Source organism: Kitasatospora sp. NPDC085895 (genome assembly GCF_040702125.1).
Classification (GTDB): Bacteria; Actinomycetota; Actinomycetes; order Streptomycetales; family Streptomycetaceae; genus Kitasatospora; species Kitasatospora arboriphila.
The window spans coordinates 1-21,140 of sequence record NZ_JBFBJY010000076.1; the positions used below are offsets into that span (position 1 = coordinate 1).

18 protein-coding genes and 1 pseudogene are annotated in these 21,140 nt (G+C 74.4%); 9 read left to right on the forward strand and 10 right to left on the reverse strand.

Going from position 1 to position 21,140, the window contains the following annotated elements:
* Positions 1 to 77: 77 nt before the first annotated feature.
* The 3 genes from AB0442_RS32965 to AB0442_RS32975 all read right to left on the reverse strand — a co-directional run bounded on the left by AB0442_RS32965 (position 78) and on the right by AB0442_RS32975 (position 3,337).
* Positions 78 to 1,775 carry a phospho-sugar mutase gene (locus AB0442_RS32965; RefSeq protein ID WP_363543349.1) on the reverse strand — a complete coding sequence of 566 codons (1,698 nt, stop codon included), beginning with the start codon at positions 1,773 to 1,775 and terminating at the stop codon, positions 78 to 80.
* Between the two features lie 103 nt (positions 1,776 to 1,878).
* Complete coding sequence (locus AB0442_RS32970) at positions 1,879 to 2,700, reverse strand: purine-nucleoside phosphorylase (RefSeq protein ID WP_366167300.1); 822 nt, start codon at positions 2,698 to 2,700, stop codon at positions 1,879 to 1,881.
* A gap of 199 nt (positions 2,701 to 2,899) precedes the next feature.
* Positions 2,900 to 3,337: a gamma-glutamylcyclotransferase gene (locus AB0442_RS32975; RefSeq protein ID WP_366167301.1), complete on the reverse strand. Its 438-nt coding sequence runs from the start codon at positions 3,335 to 3,337 to the stop codon at positions 2,900 to 2,902.
* Between the two features lie 134 nt (positions 3,338 to 3,471).
* On the opposite strand from AB0442_RS32975, the gene AB0442_RS32980 reads away from it, so the two are divergent.
* Positions 3,472 to 4,926, forward strand: coding sequence for an NAD(P)H-quinone dehydrogenase (locus tag AB0442_RS32980; protein WP_366167302.1), 1,455 nt, complete (start codon positions 3,472 to 3,474; stop codon positions 4,924 to 4,926).
* 186 nt (positions 4,927 to 5,112) lie between these two features.
* The gene (locus AB0442_RS32985; RefSeq protein ID WP_366167303.1) at positions 5,113 to 6,084 is read left to right on the forward strand and encodes a DeoR/GlpR family DNA-binding transcription regulator; all 972 of its coding nucleotides are present in this window, start codon (positions 5,113 to 5,115) and stop codon (positions 6,082 to 6,084) included.
* Positions 6,085 to 6,159: 75 nt separating this feature from the next.
* Here AB0442_RS32985 and AB0442_RS32990 read toward each other — a convergent pair whose 3' ends face one another.
* Entirely contained in the window at positions 6,160 to 7,932 is a 1,773-nt protein-coding gene (locus tag AB0442_RS32990) for a biotin carboxylase N-terminal domain-containing protein (RefSeq protein WP_366167304.1), read from the reverse strand.
* Positions 7,933 to 8,156: 224 nt separating this feature from the next.
* Complete coding sequence (locus tag AB0442_RS32995; RefSeq protein WP_366167305.1) at positions 8,157 to 8,903, reverse strand: hypothetical protein; 747 nt, start codon at positions 8,901 to 8,903, stop codon at positions 8,157 to 8,159.
* A gap of 252 nt (positions 8,904 to 9,155) precedes the next feature.
* Between AB0442_RS32995 and AB0442_RS33000 the strand changes: the two genes are divergently transcribed.
* Positions 9,156 to 9,899 carry a hypothetical protein gene (locus AB0442_RS33000; protein ID WP_366167306.1) on the forward strand — a complete coding sequence of 248 codons (744 nt, stop codon included), beginning with the start codon at positions 9,156 to 9,158 and terminating at the stop codon, positions 9,897 to 9,899.
* A gap of 11 nt (positions 9,900 to 9,910) precedes the next feature.
* Here AB0442_RS33000 and AB0442_RS33005 read toward each other — a convergent pair whose 3' ends face one another.
* Entirely contained in the window at positions 9,911 to 10,510 is a 600-nt protein-coding gene (locus AB0442_RS33005; protein ID WP_366167307.1) for a nucleoside triphosphate pyrophosphatase, read from the reverse strand.
* Between the two features lie 72 nt (positions 10,511 to 10,582).
* Positions 10,583 to 10,759 (reverse strand): hypothetical protein, encoded by a 177-nt coding sequence (locus AB0442_RS33010; protein WP_366167323.1) that lies wholly within the window; start codon positions 10,757 to 10,759, stop codon positions 10,583 to 10,585.
* A 179-nt stretch (positions 10,760 to 10,938) separates the two neighbouring features.
* On the opposite strand from AB0442_RS33010, the gene AB0442_RS33015 reads away from it, so the two are divergent.
* A complete protein-coding gene (locus AB0442_RS33015; RefSeq protein WP_366167308.1) occupies positions 10,939 to 11,445 on the forward strand; it encodes a DoxX family protein in 507 nt (168 codons plus the stop codon).
* On the opposite strand, the gene AB0442_RS33020 is transcribed toward AB0442_RS33015, so the two are convergent.
* Both AB0442_RS33020 and AB0442_RS33025 read right to left on the reverse strand, forming a co-directional pair.
* Complete coding sequence (locus AB0442_RS33020; RefSeq protein WP_359982280.1) at positions 11,442 to 11,660, reverse strand: acyl-CoA carboxylase subunit epsilon; 219 nt, start codon at positions 11,658 to 11,660, stop codon at positions 11,442 to 11,444. The two genes, AB0442_RS33015 and AB0442_RS33020, sit on opposite strands and share 4 nt — an antisense overlap.
* 24 nt (positions 11,661 to 11,684) lie before the next feature.
* Entirely contained in the window at positions 11,685 to 13,277 is a 1,593-nt protein-coding gene (locus AB0442_RS33025) for an acyl-CoA carboxylase subunit beta (RefSeq protein ID WP_363543365.1), read from the reverse strand.
* Positions 13,278 to 13,604: 327 nt separating this feature from the next.
* Between AB0442_RS33025 and AB0442_RS33030 the strand changes: the two genes are divergently transcribed.
* From AB0442_RS33030 to AB0442_RS33045, 4 genes and pseudogenes are all read left to right on the forward strand, one after another.
* A complete protein-coding gene (locus AB0442_RS33030) occupies positions 13,605 to 14,477 on the forward strand; it encodes a biotin--[acetyl-CoA-carboxylase] ligase (protein WP_366167320.1) in 873 nt (290 codons plus the stop codon).
* Positions 14,478 to 14,620: 143 nt separating this feature from the next.
* Entirely contained in the window at positions 14,621 to 15,709 is a 1,089-nt protein-coding gene (locus tag AB0442_RS33035; protein ID WP_344622096.1) for an adenylate/guanylate cyclase domain-containing protein, read from the forward strand.
* 227 nt (positions 15,710 to 15,936) lie between these two features.
* Positions 15,937 to 16,962 (forward strand): annotated as a pseudogene (locus AB0442_RS33040) (sensor domain-containing diguanylate cyclase); the annotation flags it as partial.
* Between the two features lie 1,227 nt (positions 16,963 to 18,189).
* Positions 18,190 to 18,555, forward strand: coding sequence for a hypothetical protein (locus tag AB0442_RS33045; protein WP_366167309.1), 366 nt, complete (start codon positions 18,190 to 18,192; stop codon positions 18,553 to 18,555).
* Positions 18,556 to 18,577: 22 nt separating this feature from the next.
* Here the strand turns inward: AB0442_RS33045 and fdhD are convergent, their stop codons facing one another.
* Positions 18,578 to 19,399 (reverse strand): formate dehydrogenase accessory sulfurtransferase FdhD, encoded by an 822-nt coding sequence (fdhD, locus tag AB0442_RS33050; protein ID WP_363550451.1) that lies wholly within the window; start codon positions 19,397 to 19,399, stop codon positions 18,578 to 18,580.
* A 166-nt stretch (positions 19,400 to 19,565) separates the two neighbouring features.
* Between fdhD and hutH the strand changes: the two genes are divergently transcribed.
* Positions 19,566 to 21,128, forward strand: coding sequence for a histidine ammonia-lyase (gene hutH, locus AB0442_RS33055; RefSeq protein ID WP_363550448.1), 1,563 nt, complete (start codon positions 19,566 to 19,568; stop codon positions 21,126 to 21,128).
* Positions 21,129 to 21,140 lie beyond the last annotated feature (12 nt).

Below are 21,140 nucleotides of genomic sequence, written 5' to 3' on the forward strand. Positions count from 1 at the left end.
GGGGGGGGGGGGGGGCGGTTGCGGTGGGGCGCCGCCGGGGGCCCCAGGGGGGGGGCCGGCGGGGCGGCGCCGGGCCGTCAGGCGCCGATGCCTGCGGCAGCCGCGAGGTCGCGCTTGATGCCGTCGAGCAGGGCGGCGGCCCGCACGCGGGCGTCGGCCAGTCCGGCGGCGTCGGCGACGGGGAGGACGACCTCCAGGTAGCACTTGAGCTTGGGCTCCGTGCCGGAGGGCCGGACGACGATCCGGGCGGAGCGGACGCCCTCGCCGGCCAGGTAGTAGCGCAGGCCGTCGGTGGCCGGCAGGTCGGCGGAGCCGGCCGTGAGGTCGTCGGCCCGGGTGACCTGCAGCCCGGCCAGGACCGTCGGCGGCCGCTCGCGCAGCCGGTGCATGGCCTCGGCGATCAGCGCGAGGTCGTCGACCCGGGCGGAGAGCTGGTCGGTGGCGTGCAGGCCGTGCTCCAGCGCCAGGTCGTCCAGCAGGTCGGTGAGGGTGCGGCCGGACCGCTTGAGGGTCGCGGCGAGCTCGGCGATCAGCAGGGCGGCGGTGATGCCGTCCTTGTCGCGGACGCCCTCCGGGTCGACGCAGTAGCCGAGCGCCTCCTCGTAGCCGTAGCGCAGGCCCTCGGCGCGGGAGATCCACTTGAAGCCGGTGAGCGTCTCGGTGTAGCCGAGGCCCGCGGCGGCGGCGATCCGGCCGAGCAGGGTGGAGGAGACGATGGTGGTGGCGAAGGTGCCGCCGACCCGCTTGGCGACCAGGGCCGAGCCGAGCAGCGCGCCGACGTCGTCGCCGCGGAGCATCCGCCAGCCGCCGTTGTCCGGGACGGCCACCGCGCAGCGGTCGGCGTCCGGGTCGTTGGCGATGACGATGTCCGGGCCGGCGGCGGCGGCCGTCCGGAAGGACAGGTCCATCGCGCCGGGCTCCTCCGGGTTGGGGAAGGCCACGGTCGGGAAGTCGGGGTCGGGCTCGGCCTGCTCGGCGACCACGGTGGGCGCCGGGAAGCCGGCCTGCTTGAAGGCGGCGAGCAGGACGTCCCGGCCGACGCCGTGCAGCGGCGTGTAGACCACGTCCAGCGCGCGGGCGCCGGCCGGGTCCAGCACGGTGACCGCGCGGTCGAGGTAGGCCTCGACGACGTCGTCGCCGAGCACCTCCCAGCCGCCCTCGGCGAGCGGGACGTCGGCGAGGGCGCCGATCGCGTCGATCTCGGCGGCGATCTCGATGTCCGCGGGCGGCACGATCTGCGAGCCGTCGCCCAGGTAGACCTTGTACCCGTTGTCCTGCGGCGGGTTGTGGCTGGCCGTCACCGTGACGCCGGCCGCGGCGCCGAGGTGGCGGATCGCGAAGGCGAGCACCGGGGTGGGCAGCGGCCGCGGCAGCAGGGCGGCGCGCAGACCGGCGCCGACCACGGCGGCGGCGGTGTCCCGGGCGAAGTCGTACGACTTGTGCCGGGCGTCGTAGCCGATCACCACGAGGTCGCCCAGTCCGGGGTTCTTGCGCACGTACGCGGCGAGGCCGGCGGCGGCGCGGATCACCACGGCGCGGTTCATCCGCATCGGGCCGGCGCCGAGTTCGCCGCGCAGGCCCGCGGTGCCGAACTGGAGGCGGCCGGCGAAGCGTTCGGCCAGCCGGGACCAGGCGATCCGCTCCCCGGACTCGGCGTCGGGGCCCTCGGCGGCGGCGAGCAGCTCGGTGAGCTCCGCGCGGGTCTGCGGGTCGGGATCCTCGGCGAGCCACGCACGGGCCCGGGCGAGGAGGTCGGTGGTGGGTGCCTGCGCCATGCTGCGAGCTCCAAACGGGGGTGTGGGCCGGCCGGCGGCGGCCGCGGCACCGCGGGGGTGCCGCGGCCTGCCGCCGGTCTACTGATTCTGCGTCAGTGCGGGCTCAGATCCGCTCAAGGACCTTCGCGAGCAGCGCGCCCATCCGCTCGGCGCTGGCCTTGCCGGCCTCCAGCACCTCTTCGTGGTTGAGCGGCTCGCCGGTGATGCCGGCGGCCAGGTTGGTCACCAGGGAGATGCCGAGCACCTCGGTGCCGGCCTCGCGGGCGGCGATGGCCTCCAGCGTGGTCGACATGCCGACCAGCTCGCCGCCGATCACCCGGGCCATGTTGACCTCGGCCGGGGTCTCGTAGTGCGGGCCGCGGAACTGCACGTAGACGGCCTCGTCGAGGGTCGGGTCGACCTCGCGGCACAGGGCGCGCAGCCGCTTGGAGTAGAGGTCGGTGAGGTCGACGAAGTTGGCGCCGACGATCGGCGAGTCGGCGGTGAGGTTGATGTGGTCGCTGATCAGGACCGGCTGGCCCGGGGTCCAGCCCTCGCGCAGGCCGCCGCAGCCGTTGGTGAGGACGACGATGCCGCAGCCCGCGGCGGCGGCGGTGCGGACGCCGTGCACCACGGTGGCCACGCCGTGGCCCTCGTAGTAGTGGTTGCGGCCGAGGAAGATCAGGGCGCGCTTCTCGCCGATCTTCACGGAGCGGATCCGGCCGGCGTGCCCGGCGACGGCGGGGGCGGGGAAGCCCGGGAGTTCGGTGACCGGGAACTCGGCCACGGTCTCGCCCAGGGCGTCGGCGGCCGGCACCCAGCCGGAGCCCATGACGAGGGCGACGTCGTGGCGGTCGACGCCGGTCAGCTCGCGGAGGCGGTCGGCGGCGGCCCGGGCGGCGGCGTAGGGGTCGGCGGAGACGACCGACTGAGGAGATGCGTTCACGGGTCCGAGGATAGACAAGATTCGCCTACGCGCGTAGACAATCCCGCCAAGACGCGCCGGATCGTTACCCGAATCATCCGGAAATACCGTGACAGGCGGCCTGCGGACACCCCGGTCCGTCGGATCGCACGAGGCCGCGGACCCCGGTCGCGGCGCCGCCGAGCGGTACCGTCGCGGCCGCGGCGGGCCGCGGCCGGGCTCAGCAGGGGCGGCGGCGCAGCTCGTGCACGTAGTCGTCGGGGGCGCCGGCGCTCTCCGCCGCGTCCGCGATCAGCCCGAGGTAGCGGGCGGCGGGCAGGCCGCCCTCGTAGTCGTTCAGCACGTACGTCCAGACCGGGATGTCGCCGTCCAGGGTGTGCGCCCGCAGCCGGATCTTGCGGTAGATGCCGAGCTGCACGCCCTCCCAGCGGTCGAGCCCCTCCTCGTCCATCGGCGAGACGTCGTAGAGCGAGACGAAGACCTGCTCCTTCTCGTCCTCCACCACCGTCGCCAGCGAGCCCTCCCAGCCCAGCTGCTCGCCGCCGAAGGTCAGCCGCCAGCCGTCCAGCCAGCCGGTGCCGCGCAGCGGGGAGTGCGGGGCGCGCCTGGTCATCTGCCGGGCGTCGAGGTTCGTGGCGTACGCGGCGTAGAGCGACATGGGCGCCAGCCTACGGGAGAGCGCTGCCCCGGACCGGAACGGGCGGGCCCGCGGGGGCGCCCGCAGGAGCCCGCCGAAGGGCCCGGACAGGAGGCAACGCCCCCGGCGTGGCTTTGGTTCCGGCATGCGGGAGAATGGTGCCCGTGACTCGGATCGTGATCATCGGTGGCGGACCCGGCGGATACGAGGCGGCCCTGGTGGCCGCCCAGCTCGGCGCGGAGGTGACCGTCGTCGACCGCGACGGCCTGGGCGGATCGGCGGTGCTGACGGACTGCGTGCCGTCCAAGACGCTGATCGCCACCGCCGAGGTGATGACGACCTTCGACAGCTCCTACGAGGAGCTCGGCATCATCGTCGCCGACGACACCCCGCCGCTCGCGCAGTCCGCCCGGGTGGTCGGCGTCGACCTCGGCAAGGTCAACCGACGCGTGAAGCGCCTCGCGATCGCCCAGTCCCACGACATCACCCAGGCCGTCACCCGGGCCGGTGTCACCGTGCTCCGCGGCAAGGGCCGGCTCGGCGCCGGCGGCCAGGCGGTGGACGGCTCCCGCGAGGTGGTGGTCGACCGCGAGGACGGCACCACCGAGACGGTGCGCGCCGACGCCGTGCTGATCGCCACCGGCGTGCACCCGCGCGAGCTGCCCGACGCCCAGCCGGACGGCGAGCGGATCCTCACCTGGACCCAGGTCTACGACCTCGACGAGCTGCCCCGCGAGCTGATCGTGGTCGGCTCCGGCGTCACCGGCGCCGAGTTCGCCGGCGCCTACCAGGCGCTCGGTTCCGACGTCACGCTGGTCTCCAGCCGCGACCGGGTGCTGCCGGGCGAGGACCCGGACGCCGCCGAGGTGCTGGAGGACGTCTTCCGCCGCCGCGGCATGAACGTGATGAGCCGCTCGCGCGCCGAGAGCGCCAAGCGGATCGGCGACAAGGTCGAGGTCACCCTCTCCGACGGCACGGTCATCGAGGGCACCCACTGCCTGATGGCGGTCGGCTCGATCCCCAACACCGCGGACATGGGCCTGGAGGAGGCCGGCGTCGCGCTGAACGACTGGGGCCAGATCAAGGTCGACCGGGTGTCCCGCACCACCGCCCCGGGCGTCTACGCGGCCGGCGACTGCACCGGCGTCTTCATGCTCGCCTCGGTCGCCGCCATGCAGGGCCGGATCGCGATGTACCACGCGCTCGGCGACGCGGTGCAGCCGCTGAACCTGAAGACCGTCGCCTCCAACGTCTTCACCGACCCGGAGATCGCCACGGTCGGCTACACGGCCGCCGACGTGGCCGGCGGCACGATGGACGCCGTCGAGGTGAAGCTGCCGCTGCGCGGCAACCCGCGGGCCAAGATGCAGGGCATCCGGGACGGCTTCGTGAAGCTGTTCTGCCGCCCCGGCACCGGCATCGTGGTCGGCGGCGTGGTCGTCGCGCCGCGCGCCAGCGAACTCATCCATTCGATCTCGCTCGCCGTGGACAACAACTTGACGGTCGAACAGGTGGCCGGCGCGTTCACCGTGTACCCGTCGCTGTCCGGCTCCACCGCGGAGGCCGCCCGGCAGCTGCACATCCGCAAGCGCGAGGGCTCGGACTCCTGACCTGCCGCGCGCATCCGGGGCGGCCGCCGCGGCGGCCGCCCTCCGCGTTCCACCCGCGCGGCCGAGCGTGCGCGGAGCCGCCCGCGGCGCGAATTGTACGGTCGCGCGCCGCTCGTACGTGAGCGTTTCCGGCTACTGGCTGCAAACGCCTGAAAGCAGACGGTCATTCACGTTACCGTCGGTTCCGTGTTTGCTGCAGAACGTCGCCAGTTGATCCTCGAAATGGTGCGCGCCAACGGAGCGGTCTCGCTCCGGGAGTTGGCCCGCGTCGTCCAGACCTCCGAAGTCACCGTCCGTCGGGACGTCCGGGCCCTGGAGGCCGAAGGGCTGCTCGACCGCCGGCACGGCGGGGCGGTGCTCCCCGGAGGCTTCAGCCGGGAGCCCGGCTACCCGCAGAAGACCCATCTCGCCGCGGCCGAGAAGAGCGCCATCGCCGACCTGGCCGCCGGCCTGGTCGAGGAGGGCGACGCCGTGGTCGTGGGCGCCGGCACCACCACCCAGGAGCTGGCCCGCCGGCTCGCCCGGGTGCCCGGCCTCACCGTGGTCACCAACTCGCTGCTGGTCGCCCAGGCGCTGGCGCACGCCAACCGCGTCGAGGTGGTGATGACCGGCGGCACCCTGCGCGGCTCCAACTACGCCCTGGTGGGCAGCGGCGCCGAACAGTCACTGGCCGGCCTGCGGGTGTCGAAGGCGTTCGTCTCCGGCAGCGGGCTGACCGCCGAGCGCGGCCTGTCGACCACCAACATGCTGTCCGCGAGCGTGGACCGCGCACTGGTGCAGGCGGCGACGGAGGTGATCGTCCTCGCCGACCACACCAAGCTGGGCTCCGACACCATGTTCCAGACGGTGCCGACGGAGGCCATCACCCGGCTGGTCACCGACGAGCAGTCCGCCGCGCAGGACCCGACCGCCCGGGAGCTCGACGCGCTCGCCGACTGCGGGGTGCAGATCTCGCTCGCCCCGCTCGGCACGCCCGCGGAGCCGACGGTGCACAGCGGCGGCCCGGCGCACCCGATGACGCCGCACCAGGCACCGCCCGCCGGCGGCCCGCGGCGCACCGCACCGCCCGGCGCCCCGCTGCCCGGCCAGCGCCGCCCCGGGCACGCCGCTCTGATGGCCCCGCCCGCCGGCCACCGGCCGGCCCTGAGCCGGCCCTGAGCCGACCCCGAACGGCCGACGGCCGGCCCGCACACCCGAGGGGTGCGGGCCGGCCGTCCGACGTCCGACGCGGGGTCAGTTGTCCTTGATCTCGCAGAGCGCGGCGCCGCTGCTGACGCTGGCACCGACCTCGGCCTTGAGGCCGACGATGGTGCCGGCCTTGTGGGCGTTGAGCGGCTGCTCCATCTTCATGGCCTCCAGGACGACGATCAGCTCGCCCTCGGCGACGACCTGGCCCTCCTCGACGGCGACCTTGACGATGGTGCCCTGCATCGGCGAGGCGAGGGTGTCGCCGCTGACCGCGGAGCCCGCCTTCTTCGCGCCGACGCGGCGCTTGGCCACCTTGGTGCCGGTCGCCGCCGGGGCGCTCGCGACGCCCAGCGAGGACGGCAGCGAGACCTCGATCCGCTTGCCGCCGACCTCGACGACGACGGTCTCGCGGCCCTCGGCCTCCTCGCCCTCGGCGCCGGCACCGGCGAACGGCGGGATGGTGTTCTGGAACTCGGTCTCGATCCAGCGGGTGTAGACCGAGAACGGCGCGTCGCTGCCGTGCACCTCGGGCGCGAACGCCGGGTCGGTGACCACCGCGCGGTGGAACGGGATGGCGGTCGCCATGCCCTCGACCTTGAACTCCTCCAGCGCACGGGCGGCGCGCTGCAGGGCCTGCTGCCGGGTGCTGCCGGTGACGATCAGCTTGGCGAGCAGCGAGTCCCAGGCGGGGCCGATGACCGAACCGGTCTCGACGCCGGCGTCCAGGCGGACGCCCGGGCCGGACGGCGGGGCGAACAGCGACACCGTGCCCGGGGCGGGCAGGAAGCCCCGGCCCGGGTCCTCGCCGTTGATGCGGAACTCGATCGAGTGACCGCGGATCTCCGGGTCGTCGTAGCCGAGCTCCTCGCCGTCGGCGATCCGGAACATCTCGCGGACCAGGTCGATGCCGGTGACCTCCTCGGAGACCGGGTGCTCGACCTGCAGGCGGGTGTTGACCTCCAGGAAGGAGATCAGGCCGTCCTGGGAGACCAGGAACTCGCAGGTACCGGCGCCGACGTAACCCGCCTCGCGGAGGATGGCCTTGGAGGCGCGGTACAGCTCCGCGTTCTGCTCGGCGGTCAGGAACGGCGCGGGGGCCTCCTCGACCAGCTTCTGGTGGCGGCGCTGCAGCGAGCAGTCACGGGTGGAGACGATCACCACGTTGCCGTGCTGGTCGGCCAGGCACTGGGTCTCCACGTGCCGCGGCTTGTCCAGGTACTGCTCGACGAAGCACTCGCCGCGACCGAAGGCGGCGACCGCCTCGCGGACGGCGGACTCGTACAGCTCGGGGATCTCCTCGAGCGTGCGGGCGACCTTCAGGCCGCGGCCGCCGCCGCCGTACGCCGCCTTGATGGCGACCGGCAGGCCGTGCTCGGTGGCGAAGGCGACGACCTCGTCGGCGCCGGACACCGGCTCCGGCGTGCCGGCGACCAGCGGGGCACCGGCGCGCTGGGCGACGTGCCGCGCGGTGACCTTGTCGCCGAGGTCGCGGATGGCCTGCGGCGGCGGGCCGATCCAGATCAGACCGGCCGCGATCACGGCCTCGGCGAAGTCGGCGTTCTCGGAGAGGAAGCCGTAACCGGGGTGGACGGCGTCCGCACCCGCGTCGGCGGCCGCCTTGAGCACCTTGGCGATGTCCAGGTAGCTGGTCGCGGGGGTGTCGCCGCCGAGCGCGTAGGCCTCGTCGGCCGCGCGGACGTGCAGCGCGTCCCGATCGGGCTCGGCGTAGACGGCGACGCTGGCGATACCGGCGTCCCGACACGCCCGGGCGACGCGGACAGCGATCTCTCCGCGGTTGGCGATGAGCACCTTGCGCACTGTGGCTCCCTTCTTGAACCTCGTTGAGTCTAGGGATCTAAGGGCACTACCGGCGAGTAGTCCCTGGTGGTGAGCTAGCCCACACGGAGCGTCACCCGATTTCGTGATCGCGCGACCACGCAGCGGCAGACCCCGCTGGTAGAGACGCTACGCGCCGCGGTCCGCCGCGGCGCGCAGCGGCCCCGGGCCGTCGGTGCCGGCCCGTGGCCTTCGCCACACGGAGGTCAGGCCGCCGCCGTGGCGGCCGCCGGCGCCGGCCTGGCCGTCGCCTTGGCGGTGACCTCCGCGGCGAGCTCGACCACGTCCGGACCGTACGCCCCGGGGTTGACCACCTTCAGCACCACCACGAACGTGCTGTCCGTGCCGTGCCGCCGCGCCAGCGCGCGGTGGTTGGCCGCCAGGTAGCGGACCGCCGCGTGGTTGGACGTGGAGGTCTGACCCGATATCAGGAAGACCGGCCGGTCACCCGATCCGGCGTGCACCCTGGCCAGCAGGGCGTACACCGGCACGCCCTCCTGGACCGGCCGGGTGAGCGGGAACTCCTTGTCGCCCACCGTGATCGTCAGGGCGGTGTCGCCCGAGGCGACCTCGACCCCGGGCAGCCAGGACGCCAGGTGGGCGGCCGTGCGCTGGTTGCTCGACGGGCCGCCGAGGCAGAACTCCGCCTTGGCGCCGAGCCCCTGGCGCACCTGGTCGTGCGCCACGACCTCGGCCCGCGCCCCGCACTCGCGCACCAGGGCGGCGAGTTCCATCAGCGCGTACACGTCGTTGCGCGCCACCGCGGTGGTGGCGCGGGGTCCGGCCTCCCGGTTGACCACCAGGAGGCACTCGGTGCCCTCCGGCATGCCGAAGAACCGCCGGGTGCGCTCCAGCCGGCGCCGGCGGCGCGCGGTCTGGGCGAGCCAGCCGATGCCCGCGCTGATGGCCGACGCCACCAGCCCGAGCACCACGTTGAGGACGCTGTCGGTCATGTCCCCCGCTCCTTCCGGCCGACGGCTGCGTCAGCCTATCGGGGGACGGTACGGGGCCGGGCTGGCCCGCCGCGACAGTAGTTCGCCCCCGGTTCTGTCCGATTCCGCAGGGCACTGCGCGGAGCGGACCGTTCCGATTCGCGCCGCCACCGGTGGGGGCTGGTATGGACCATTGACGCTGCCTGTGGCTCCCCCTAACGTGACGCCCCGTCGGGCGGCGGCCGGCCGCCCTCGGCCCGGGGAGACGATGTGATGCGGACCACCACGGCGCTACGGCTCGCTACCGCGCTGGCGGTGGCCGCGGCACTGGCGGGCTGCACCTCCGGCGGCGGCACACCCGCGCCCGCAGCCGCGAGCGCCCCGGACAGGCACGGCTGCCTCACCGAGGAACAGGCCGCCGAGGGTTCGGTCACCGTCGACGGGCTCGCCCCGGTGCAGGCCTACTTCCGCGACTCCGACACCGGCGGCGCGAAGACCGCCGTCGTCCTCTCGCACCAGAACGGCGGCAGCCTCTGCGACTGGATCCCCTATCTGGACGCCTTCACCGGGGCCGGCTACGCGGTGCTGCCCTACGCCGCCAACGGGAACGTCTCGGACAACATCCAGCAGGTGGCCGGCCACCTGAAGACCAGGGGCATCGCCGCCCTGGTGCTGGTCGGCGCCTCCAAGGGCGGCACCGGCTCGATCGTCGCCGGCTCGCTGCCCGACCTCGCGGTGCCGCCCGCCGCGGTCGTCTCGCTCAGCTCGGCCGAGTCCTTCGGCGGCGACAGCGCGAGCAACGCCGTCAAACGGCTGACCGTCCCCGTGCTGTTCGCCGCCGAGGCGGGCGACCAGCCCTTCGCCGACTACGCGCACGGCCTGCACGACACGGCCGCCGCCAAGGGCAAGCAGCTCAAGATCTACCCGGGCTCCGACCACGGCGTCCCGCTGCTCCCCGACGGCGCGATGCCCGACGTGCTGGCCTTCCTGGCCCGCACCGCGCCGCCGAAGCGCTGACGCGCGGGGGCTCAGACCCAGAGGTCGGTGATCCGCACGCCCAGGTCGGCCAGCAGGCGGCGCAGCAGCGGCAGCGACAGGCCGATCACGTTGCCCGGGTCGCCGTCGACGCCCTCCACGAACGGCGCCGACCGGCCGTCCAGGGTGAACGCCCCGGCCACGTGCAGGGGCTCGCCGGAGGCGATGTACGCGGCGACCTCCTCGTCGTCCGGGGTGCCGAAACGGACCGTGGTCGAGGCGGTCGCCGAGGACTGCCGGCCGGTCGCGGTGTCGACGACGCAGTGGCCGGTCTGCAGCACGCCCGACCGACCGCGCATCGACCGCCAGCGCTCCAGCGCCTCGGCGGCGTCCGAGGGCTTGCCGAGCGCCTGCCCGTCCAGCTCCAGCACCGAGTCGCAGCCGATCACCAGCTCGCCGCCGGACAGGCCCGCGGCCACCGTCTTGGCCTTCGCCTCGGCGAGCACCAGGGCGAGTTCGGCGGGGGTGGCGGCGGTCAGCGCGTCCTCGTCGACCCCGCTGACCCGGACCTGCGGGTCGAGGCCGGCCTGGCGGAGCAGCCCGAGCCGGGCGGGGGAGGCGGACGCGAGGACGAGGATGCGGCGATCGGTCATGCCGCCCAGCCTAGGGGCACGGGGACGAGCTCAGGGGCGGGAGACCACTCGGGGGCGCGTGCCGGAGGGCTGCTACCGCACCAGCAGCACCGCCGCGACGAAGCCGAGGACCGCCAGCAGCAGGCCGGCGCGGCGGAGCATCCGCTGCGCCCTCCGGGCTTCCGGGGAGGGCTCGTCGCGGGGATCTGACCAGAGCACCTCACCAGCCTGCGCCGCGGTCGCGGACGGCGCCTGAGTACGCGTACTCAAACCCTCGTCCTCCGTCCGGAACCCTTGACGTGAGGGGCGGCCGGCCCTCCAATGGTCCGGACGACTTGTCGCGTTCATGATCCGTGCGGGCGGAGGGCGCGGCAGCGCCACCAGGTCAGGGACTCCCCGGGCGCCCACCGGCGTCCGGCTTCCGCATGTTCCAGCCGAGGAGACGTACCGTGTCCCGTTCGTCCGTCAGATTAGAGGCCGTCCGCCCGTATGCGGTGGCCCTGTTCCGCGTCGTCGCTGGCCTGTTGTTCACGGCCCACGGCGCTGCCTCGCTGTTCGGCGTCCCGGCCGGCGGCCGGGGCGGCGCGACGGTGGAGGCGTGGTCCTGGCCCGGCTGGTACGCCGCGGTCATCCAGCTCGTCGGCGGCGCCCTGGTGCTGCTCGGGCTCGCCACCCGGGCCGCCGCCGTCGTCTGCTCCGGCTCGATGGCGTACGCCTACTTCTCCGTGCACCAGGAGCACGCGCTCTGGCCGATGCAGAACGGCGGCGAGCCGGCCGCGCTGTTCGCCTGGGTGTTCCTGCTGATCGCGGTGCTCGGCCCGGGGGCGGTGGCGCTGGACGGCCTGCTCGGCCGCCACGGGCTGACCGGCCGGCCGCAGCACGCAGCACGCAGGACGGCCCGGCGCACCGCCCCGCGCAGGGGGGTGCACCGGGCCGTCCTGCGGCTCGGTTGCTAGCGGGCCCAGCCGGAGGTCCGCCAGGCGGCGGGGCCGGGGGCCGGCATGGTGCGCATCTTCCGCGCGTGGTCGCGCCACGGGGATGCCGGGCCGCCCGCCCGGCCGGCCGCCTCGGCGGCGGCCTGCGCGGCGGCGGCCCGGGATTGGACCACCGCCAGGACGGTGGCCAGCTCCTCGGGGGTCGGCTGCCCGTGCAGCACCTGGATGGGGGCCATGGGTCGATCCTCTCCCGGAACGGACTACAGCGGAATGTTGCCGTGCTTCTTCGGCGGCAGCGTCTCCCGCTTGCCGCGCAGCGCCCGCAGTCCGCGCACGACGTGCCGGCGGGTCTCGCTCGGCGCGATGACCGCGTCCACGTAGCCGCGCTCGGCGGCCAGGTACGGGTTGAGCAGGGTGTCCTCGTACTCGGCGACCAGCTCGGCGCGCCGGGCGTCGACGTCCTCGCCCGCCTTGGCGGCCTCGGACAGCTCGCGGCGGTAGACGATGTTGGCCGCGCCCTGGGCGCCCATGACGGCGATCTGGGCGGTCGGCCAGGCCAGGTTGAGGTCGGCGCCGAGGTGCTTGGAGCCCATGACGTCGTAGGCGCCGCCGAAGGCCTTGCGGGTGATCACGGTGATCAGCGGCACGGTGGCCTCGGCGTAGGCGTAGATCAGCTTGGCGCCGCGGCGGATGATGCCGTCCCACTCCTGCCCGGTGCCGGGCAGGAAGCCGGGCACGTCGACGAAGGTCAGCACCGGGATGTTGAAGCTGTCGCAGGTCCGCACGAAGCGGGCGGCCTTCTCGCTGGCGTCGATATCCAGGCAGCCGGCCAGGTCCATCGGCTGGTTGCCGACGATGCCGACCGGGTGGCCCTCGACCCGGCCGAAGCCGGTGATGATGTTGCCGGCGAACAGCGGCTGGGTCTCCAGGAACTCGCCGTCGTCCAGGACGTGCTCGATCACCTTGTGCATGTCGTACGGCTGGTTCGCCGAGTCCGGCACGATGGTGTCGAGTTCGAGGTCCTCGTCGGTGATCGAGAGGTCGGCCTGCTCGGGGTAGGCCGGCGGGTCCGAGAGGTTGTTGGAGGGCAGGTACGACAGCAGGTTCTTGACGTACTCGATCGCCTCCTTCTCGTCCGCGGCCAGGTAGTGGGCGTTGCCCGACTTGGTGTTGTGGGTGCGGGCGCCGCCCAGCTCCTCCATGCCGACGTCCTCGCCGGTGACCGTCTTGATGACGTCCGGGCCGGTGATGAACATGTGCGAGGTCTGGTCGGCCATCACCACGAAGTCGGTGATCGCGGGGGAGTACACCGCGCCGCCGGCGCAGGGGCCCATGATCAGCGAGATCTGCGGGACGACGCCCGAGGCGTGCACGTTGCGGCGGAAGATCTCGCCGTACAGGCCGAGCGAGACCACGCCCTCCTGGATCCGGGCACCGCCGGAGTCGTTGATGCCGATGACCGGGCAGCCGGTCTTCAGCGCGAAGTCCATCACCTTGACGATCTTCTCGCCGAACACCTCGCCGAGGGAGCCGCCGAAGACGGTGAAGTCCTGCGCGAAGACGGCGACCTGACGGCCGTCGATCGTGCCGTAGCCGGTCACCACGCCGTCGCCGTACGGCCGGTTCCTCTCCTGGCCGAAGTTGGTCGAGCGGTGCCGGGCGAACTCGTCGAACTCGACGAACGAGTCCTCGTCCAGCAGCTCCACCACCCGCTCACGCGCCGTCAGCTTGCCCTTGGCGTGCTGCTTCTCGACGGCCGCGGCGGAGCCGGAGTGCACCGCCTCGTCGATCCTGCGCCGCAGGTCGGCGAGTTTCCCGGCGGTGGTGTGGGGGTCGTACGGCGCCTCGGTCATTGAGGTGGCTCTCCCTGGTCCTTGGCCGCTCCCGAAGCCGACGACGGCATGAGGGCAGGGCGGCACTGCGACTACCGCCAAGTAGCGTAGCCAGCCGCGCGCGAATCGTGTTATGGCCAGCGACACAGTGTGTCGGAACGCCCATCTGCGGGACGATGGGACGGCCTGTGGCCGGGGCGCCCGCAGCCGCCTGTACGCACCCCCGCCGGCACCGCGCGGGGCCCGCGCGCCCCCTGCGCGGCGGCGGCCGCGCCGGTGCCCCGTCGGTAGGCTGGCCAGGTGACCGACGCCGAGCAGCCCGAACCCACCCGTCCCCGCCGCAGCGGCCTGCGCGGCCTCGGCCAGAGCGCCGGACCCTCCCCCTGGACGGACCTCGAACGCCCGCCGCTGGACACCGTGGCCCTCCGCCGCGACCTGGTCGTCCCCGGCGGCCTGTGGACCTCCTTCGACGTCGTCACCGAGACCGGTTCCACCAACACCGACCTCGCCGCCCGGGCCCGCGACGGCGCCCCCGAGGGCGGCGTCCTGGTCGCCGAGGCCCAGCACGCCGGCCGCGGCCGGATGGAGCGCCGCTGGAGCGCCCCGCCGCGCTCCGGCCTCTTCCTGTCGATGCTGCTGCGGCCCACCGGCGTGCCGGTCGAGCGGTACGGCTGGCTGCCGATCCTGGTCGGCGTCGCCGCGGCCGCCACCGTCGCCAAGATCGCCGAACTCGACACCGGCCTCAAGTGGCCGAACGACCTCCAGGTCACCGTCGGCGGCGAGGAACGCAAGATCGGCGGCATCCTCACCGAACTGTCCGGCGGCGCCGTCGTCGCCGGACTCGGCATCAACGTCTCGCTGCGCGCCGAGGAGCTCCCGGTGCCCACCGCGTCCTCGCTCGCCCTCGCCGGCGCCGCCGTCACCGACCGGCAGACCCTGCTGCGCGGCCTGCTGCGCGAGTTCGCCGAGCTGTACGGCGAGTGGCGGGCCGCCGCCGGCGACCCGCACGCGAGCGGACTGCTGCCCGCCTACACCGCCCGCTGCACCACGCTCGGCCGCCCGGTGAGGGTGCAGCTGCCGGGCGAGCGCGAACTGGCCGGCGAGGCCGTCGCGGTGGACGGCGACGGACGGCTGGTCGTCCGCACCCCGGACGGCGCCCGCCACCCGGTCGCCGCCGGGGACGTCGTGCACGTCCGCCCGGAGCGTCCGGACTCCGCCTGATCCGGACGGATGCCCCGGATTGCGGGATTCCGTGCGAACATTCCACCTGGCAGCGGTGTGAGGCGCGCCACTACCCCCGGGTGGTCGGCCGCCCTTGACAGGCAGGACAAGAGGAAGTGCGGCGACCGCACGGGGATGGACCGGTGGCAGACGAGGAATCGGGCAACGGCAACGGCGGGCACGGCACCGGCGGGGCGGGCGAACGCACCGTCGCGCTGGACCTGGAACGGCTGATCCTCGACGCCCCGCGCAAGTACACGCCGTACCAGGCGGCCCGCGCGGCCGACGTCCCGATGGACCTCGCCACCCGGTTCTGGCGGGCGATGGGCTTCCCCGACATCGGCCAGTCCCGGGCGCTCACCGACAACGACGTGATCGCCCTGCGCCGCCTCGCCGGCCTCATCGAGTCCGGACTGCTCAGCGAGCCGATGGCGATCCAGGTCGCCCGCTCCACCGGTCAGACGACCGCCCGGCTCGCCGGCTGGCAGATGGACACCTTCCTGGAGAACCTCACCCAGGCCGTCGAGCCCGGCCTCACCCGCGCCGAGGTCGCCTACCCGCTCACCGAGCTGCTGCTGCCCGAGCTGGAGCAGTTCCTGGTGTACGTCTGGCGCCGCCAGCTCGCCGCCGTCACCGGCCGCGTGGTGCACGCCGCCGAGGACAACGAGATCACCAGCGGTCGGCTCGCCGTCGGTTTCGCCGACCTGGTCGGCTTCACCCGGCTCTCCCGCCGGCTGGAGGAGGAGGAGCTCGGCTCGCTCGTCGAGACCTTCGAGACCACCTGCTCCGACCTCATCGCCGGCCAGGGCGGCCGGGTGGTCAAGACGCTCGGCGACGAGATCCTCTACGTCACCGAGGACCCGGCGGTCGCCGCCGAGATCGCCCTCTGCCTGGTGGAGACGCTCGCCAAGGAGGACACCATGCCCGCGCTGCGGGTCGGCATGGCCTTCGGCACCGTCACCTCCCGGATGGGCGACGTCTTCGGCACCACCGTCAACCTGGCCAGCCGGCTCACCTCCATCGCCCCGCGGGACGCCGTGCTCGTCGACGGCGAGTTCGCCACCGCGCTGGAGCAGACCGGCGCCGTCCCGCCGTACGTGCCGGACGACCCGGCGGGCCGGCAGGCCGAGGGCGGCTTCCCCTTCCACCTGCAGCCGATGTGGCGTCGCCCGGTGCGCGGCCTCGGCCTGGTCGAGCCCTGGCTGCTCACCCGGAGCCACGACCCGGAGTGACCGCGGGCCGCCGCGTGTCGCGAACCCCCGCAACTTCACCTTGACAAATCGGGCAATGCCTTACCAAATCGCCATAATCTTGGTCCAGGATGGATGCGCACCAGGGCGGACCAAGGGACGAGGCGATCCGGTTGAGCGGTGAGGCGGACAGCGCGGCGGACGGAGCCGGCCGACCCCCTGCCACCCCGGACGCGCGCCTGCGCGCGGTCGTCGAACTCGCCCACGACATGGCCGGGGCGCTGACCCCGCTGGAAGCCGTCCGGGCCGCAGCCGTCCGCGCCACCGCCGCGCTGGAGGCCACCATGGCCGCCGTCTCGGTCTGGGACCGCGAGTCCGGCCGGCTCCGGGTGCTCGCCAACTACGGCGAACTCGCCGCCGGCGAGGAGGAGTTCCCCGAGGACGAGTCCTACCCGGTGGCCGACTTCCCGGAGATCGTCACCTACCTCGACGAACACTGGACGACCGGCCGGCTGCCCCGTGCCTGGGTGCAGACCGCGGAGGACACCGACCCCGGCCCGGCACCGGACCACCCGGCCGCCGGCGCCTTCTGCCTGCAGCGCGCCGCCGGACTGCGCCGGCGCGGCCGCGAGTGCTGCCTGGTCGCCCCGATCGTCCTGCACGGCCAGGCCTGGGGCGAGCTCTACCTCGCCCGCAGCGCCGGACTGCCGGTCTTCGACGAGGCCGACGTCGACTACGCCACCCTGCTCGCCGCGCAGATCTCCGCCGGCCTCTCGCAGACCGAACGCCTCGCCGACCTGCGCCGGCTCGCCTTCACCGACCCGCTCACCGGCCTCGCCAACCGGCGCGCCGTCGACGCCCGGCTGGAGAGCGCCCTGCAGGCCCACAACCGCGACAACACCGTCGTCAGCCTGGTCGTCTGCGACGTCAACGGCCTCAAACGGGTCAACGACCAGCTCGGCCACGAGATGGGCGACCGCCTGCTGGAGCGGTTCGCCCACCAGCTCTCGCTCTGCGCCGCCAAACTGCCCGGCAGCCTCGCCGCCCGGCTCGGCGGCGACGAGTTCTGCCTGCTCGTCGAGGGCCAGAAGGCCGACGAGGTGGTGGCCGTCGCCGAGGACCTCTGCGCCCGCGCCCTGCAGCTCACCGAGGGCGAGGGCGTCGCCTGCGGCGTCGCCTCCACCGGCGACTCCATCGGCCCGGTCTCCACCGCCGACCGGCTGTTCCGGCTCGCCGACGCCGCCCAGTACCGCGCCAAGGCCTCCCGGGCCGCCCACCCCGTGGTGGCCGGCCGCAGCCACGGCCCCGGCTTCTCGCCCGACCCGACCGTGCTGCTCGCCGACGCCGCCGACCCGCACCACCGGGCCGACGGCCGCCGCGGCGGCCCCGGCCAGCGCGGCAACGGCGACCGCCGGCGCTTCCGCGGCGCCGCCCGCAGCGCCGACCCCGGCCAACTGCTCACCACCGTGCTCGCCGCGCTCGACCAGAACGAGGTCCACCGCACCAGCCACCCCGCCGACACCCTGGCCCGGATGGTCACCGTCGCCGAGACCTCCGCCCGGCTGCTCGACGCCGTCGCCTGGTGGGTCTCCTACGTGCCGCCGGGCTCGCACCTGATGCGCACCGCGCAGCACGCCGTGTACCGGATGACCAGCGGCCCGAGCAGCTCCGGCGCCGCCACCCAGCGCGCCCAGATCGAGGCCCCGGACGCCGTGTTCGACCTGCGGCACTACCCGCTCACCCGGCGGGCCGCCCGCGGCGGCGGCTTCGCCCTGCGGGCCGGCGCCGCGGGCAACGACCCGTCCGAGGAGGCCGTGATGGTGGTCAGCGGCTACAAGGCGATGGTCGCGGCGGGCGGCCCCAACGCGGCCGGCGGCTGGCTGGTCGAACTCTTCGCCGACGACACCACCCTGCCGCTCGGCCAGATCGCCGCCGCCCTGCGCTCCCTGGTCGCCGTCGCCCTCTCCGGCCCGACCTCCCCACCGCCGGACTAGTGCCGCGCCAGGCAACCTTCGCCCCGTCGCGATGCCCGGCACGCACTCTCGCCGCACCGGACGGAAGTCCGAGTACGTCCAGTACGAGGACTTCCGTCCGGCACGCCGACAGCACGCACCGGACGCCGCTCCTTGACGGCGAAGGTTGCCTGACGCGGCACTAGCGCCTGCTTCCAAGGGGAGCTCGGGTGGTCGATCCAGGGGCGCGGGAACTGCGCGATTCGGATGCGGGCCACCGTGCGCACCAGGGCTGAGCCGGATTCGTCCGGAGCACCCCTCCCTGATTGCGCAGTTCTCCGCCGGCCTTCGGCCGGGAGGTGCCCCCCGCGCGCCCCTGGTGGTGCACCCGCGCCGCTGGATTCGCGCCCGGGGGAGTGGAACCGTCGCGGCGGGGCATCCGACGGGGTGGCTGCGACGGGCCCGCACGGGGTACGTCACAGCTGGGCCACAGGGCCCGTCCGGGGGCTGTGCCCCGCGGGCCGCGGCTGCGACAGTGGCCGGACAGCATCGGGGGACCTGGGAGGGACCATGCGCACCACGTTGGCGGGGGCACTGCTCGCACTGGCACTGGCGGTCGGCGGTTCGGCGCTGGCCGGCGGCGAGGCCGCGGCGGCGACGCCCCGCACCGCACCCGCGGCGGCCGTTCAGCAGGCCCCGGCCCAGGGGTCCGCCCAGGCCCCGGCCCGGGCCAGCGCGCTCGGGCAGGCGGCGGCGCCCGCCCTCGCCCCGGCGGCGTCCAAGCAGAAGACCAAGGTGGCCAAGTCCAAGTCCAAGTCGAAGAAGAAGAAGAGCTTCTTCGGCACGGTCGCCGGCATCGTGATCGGCGTGGTGATCCTCGGCATCGTGCTGATCGTCATCGTCGTCGTGGTGATGGCGATGCGCCGCAGGAACTGACGGAGCGCCGGGTGGCGGCCCGTCAGCCGGCCGCCACCCGCTCCGCCCCGGCGTACACGTTGGCGCTCTCGCCGCGCAGGAAGCCCACCAGGGTGAGGCCCAGCTCCTCGGCGAGCTCGACCGCGAGCGAGGACGGCGCCGAGACCGCGGCCAGCAGCGGCACGCCCGCCAGCGCCGCCTTCTGGGTCAGCTCGAACGAGGCCCGCCCGCTCACCAGCAGCACGTGTCCGGCGAGCGGCAGCCGGCCCTCCCGCAGGGCCCAGCCGATCACCTTGTCCACCGCGTTGTGCCGCCCGACGTCCTCGCGGGCGCAGAGCAGCCTGCCGTCCGCGTCGAACAGCCCGGCCGCGTGCAGCCCGCCGGTGGAGTCGAACGCCCGCTGCGCCGCGCGGAGCCGCTCCGGCAGGGCGTAGAGCAGGGCGGGGGAGACCCGCAGGGCGTCCCGGTCGACCGGCCAGCGGCTGTGCGTGCGCACCGCCTCGACGGTGTCCCGGCCGCAGAGCCCGCAGGCGCTGGTGGTGAGCAGGTTGCGGTGCCCGGAGAGCGGGGCCGCGTCGCCGCGCACCGTCGCGTCCACCACGTTGTAGCTGTTGGCGCCCTCGTCGTCGGTGCCCGCGCAGTAGCGCAGCGCGGCCAACTGCTCGGTGCGGTGGACGACGCCCTCGCCGACCAGGAAGCCCGCGACCAGGTCGAAGTCGTGGCCGGGGGTGCGCATGGTGACGGTCAGCGGCTCGCCGCCGAGCCGTATCTCCAGCGGCTCCTCGGCCGCGAGCGCGTCCGGGCGCACGCCCGTCTCGCTGCCGCGCAGCCGGACCACCCGGCGCCGTACCGTCGCCCGTGCCATCGCCCCTCCGCATGCCGTGTCCGCTGTGCCCAGCCTGCGGCACCGCCCCGTCCTGACGGAAATCCTGGCCGCGGTCGGTCCCCGGCGGCCGCAGAACGCGTCCGGCCAGCGGTTGTCAGATTCCCATTCACCTGATCTCATTGTGCATATGGATATGCACGGTGCTGTGGCCCCCGACGCGCCACTGGTCCAGGTCGGCAAGGCCGACGTCACTGCCGAGGACGTCCTCGCCGTCGCCCGCGGCAACGCCCGGGTCGAGATCGGCCCGGACGCGCTCGCCGAGATGGCCGGCGCCCGCGCCCGGATCGACGCGCTCGCCGCCGAGCCGCGCCCGGTCTACGGCGTCTCCACCGGCTTCGGCGCCCTCGCCGTCCGGCACATCAGCCCCGAGCTGCGCGCCCAGCTGCAGCGCTCCCTGGTGCGCTCGCACGCCGCCGGCATGGGCCCGGTGGTCGAGCGCGAGGTCGTCCGCGCCCTGGTCTTCCTGCGCATGAAGACCCTCGCCTCCGGCCGCACCGGCGTCCGCCCGCTGGTCGCCGAGACCATGGCCGCCCTGCTCAACGCCGGCATCACCCCCGCCGTCCGCGAGTTCGGCTCGCTCGGCTGCTCCGGCGACCTCGCCCCGCTCTCGCACTGCGCCCTCGTGCTGATGGGCGAGGGCACCGCCTTCGGCCCCGACGGCGTCGAGAAGGACGCCGCCGAGCTGCTCGCCGCCGCCGGCATCGAGCCGGTCGAGCTGCTGGAGAAGGAGGGCCTCGCCCTCATCAACGGCACCGACGGCATGCTCGGCATGCTGGTCATGGCCATCGCCGACCTGCAGAAGCTCTTCACCACCGCGGACATCACCGCCGCGATGAGCCTGGAGGCGCTGCTCGGCACCGACAAGGTGCTCGCCCCCGAGCTGCACGCCCCGATCCGCCCGCACCCCGGCCAGGCGCTCTCCGCCGCCAACATGCTGGCCGTGCTCAAGGGCTCCGGCCTCACCGGCCACCACCAGGACGACGCGCCGCGCGTCCAGGACGCCTACTCGATCCGCTGCGCCCCGCAGGTCGCCGGCGCCGGCCGCGACACCGTCGCGCACGCCCGCACCGTCGCCGAGCGCGAGCTCGCCGCCTCCGTCGACAACCCGGTGGTGCTGCCGGACGGCCGGGTCGAGTCCAACGGCAACTTCCACGGCGCCCCGGTCGCGTACGTGCTGGACTTCCTCGCCATCGCCGCCGCGGACCTCGGTTCGATCTCCGAGCGCCGCACCGACCGGCTGCTCGACAAGGCCCGCTCGCACGGCCTGCCGGCCTTCCTCGCCGACGACCCGGGCGTGGACTCCGGCCTGATGATCGCCCAGTACACCCAGGCCGCCCTGGTCAGCGAGAACAAGCGGCTCGCCGTCCCGGCCTCGGTGGACTCCATCCCGTCCTCCGCGATGCAGGAGGACCACGTGTCGATGGGCTGGTCGGCCGCGCGCAAGCTGCGCCAGGCGGTCGTCAACCTGACCCGGGTGCTGGCCGTGGAGCTGGTCGCCGCCGGCCGGGCGCTGGAGATCCGTGCCGAGGGCGGCAGCGGCCCGCTCGCCCCGGCCACCGCCGCCGCGATCGCCGCGGCCCGCGAGGCCGGCGTCGGCGGCCCCGGCCGGGACCGCTTCCTCTCGCCCGACCTGGAGGCCGCCGCGGCGCTGGTCGCCTCCGGCGCGCTGGTCACCGCGGTCGAGCGGGTCACCGGCCCGCTGGGCTGACGTCCCGGTGGG

Bases quoted from the DNA above. Each gene is read 5' to 3' on its own strand.
- AB0442_RS33045 (WP_366167309.1), top strand. From the start codon at position 18,190: ATGCGCACCACGTTGGCGGGGGCACTGCTCGCACTGGCACTGGCGGTC.
- AB0442_RS33025 (WP_363543365.1), bottom strand. From the start codon at position 13,277: ATGACCGAGGCGCCGTACGACCCCCACACCACCGCCGGGAAACTCGCC.
- AB0442_RS33000 (WP_366167306.1), top strand. From the start codon at position 9,156: ATGCGGACCACCACGGCGCTACGGCTCGCTACCGCGCTGGCGGTGGCC.
- AB0442_RS32995 (WP_366167305.1), bottom strand. From the start codon at position 8,903: ATGACCGACAGCGTCCTCAACGTGGTGCTCGGGCTGGTGGCGTCGGCC.
- AB0442_RS33005 (WP_366167307.1), bottom strand. From the start codon at position 10,510: ATGACCGATCGCCGCATCCTCGTCCTCGCGTCCGCCTCCCCCGCCCGG.
- AB0442_RS32965 (WP_363543349.1), bottom strand. From the start codon at position 1,775: ATGGCGCAGGCACCCACCACCGACCTCCTCGCCCGGGCCCGTGCGTGG.
- AB0442_RS32980 (WP_366167302.1), top strand. From the start codon at position 3,472: ATGGTGCCCGTGACTCGGATCGTGATCATCGGTGGCGGACCCGGCGGA.
- AB0442_RS32975 (WP_366167301.1), bottom strand. From the start codon at position 3,337: ATGTCGCTCTACGCCGCGTACGCCACGAACCTCGACGCCCGGCAGATG.
- fdhD (WP_363550451.1), bottom strand. From the start codon at position 19,399: ATGGCACGGGCGACGGTACGGCGCCGGGTGGTCCGGCTGCGCGGCAGC.
- AB0442_RS33020 (WP_359982280.1), bottom strand. From the start codon at position 11,660: ATGGCCCCCATCCAGGTGCTGCACGGGCAGCCGACCCCCGAGGAGCTG.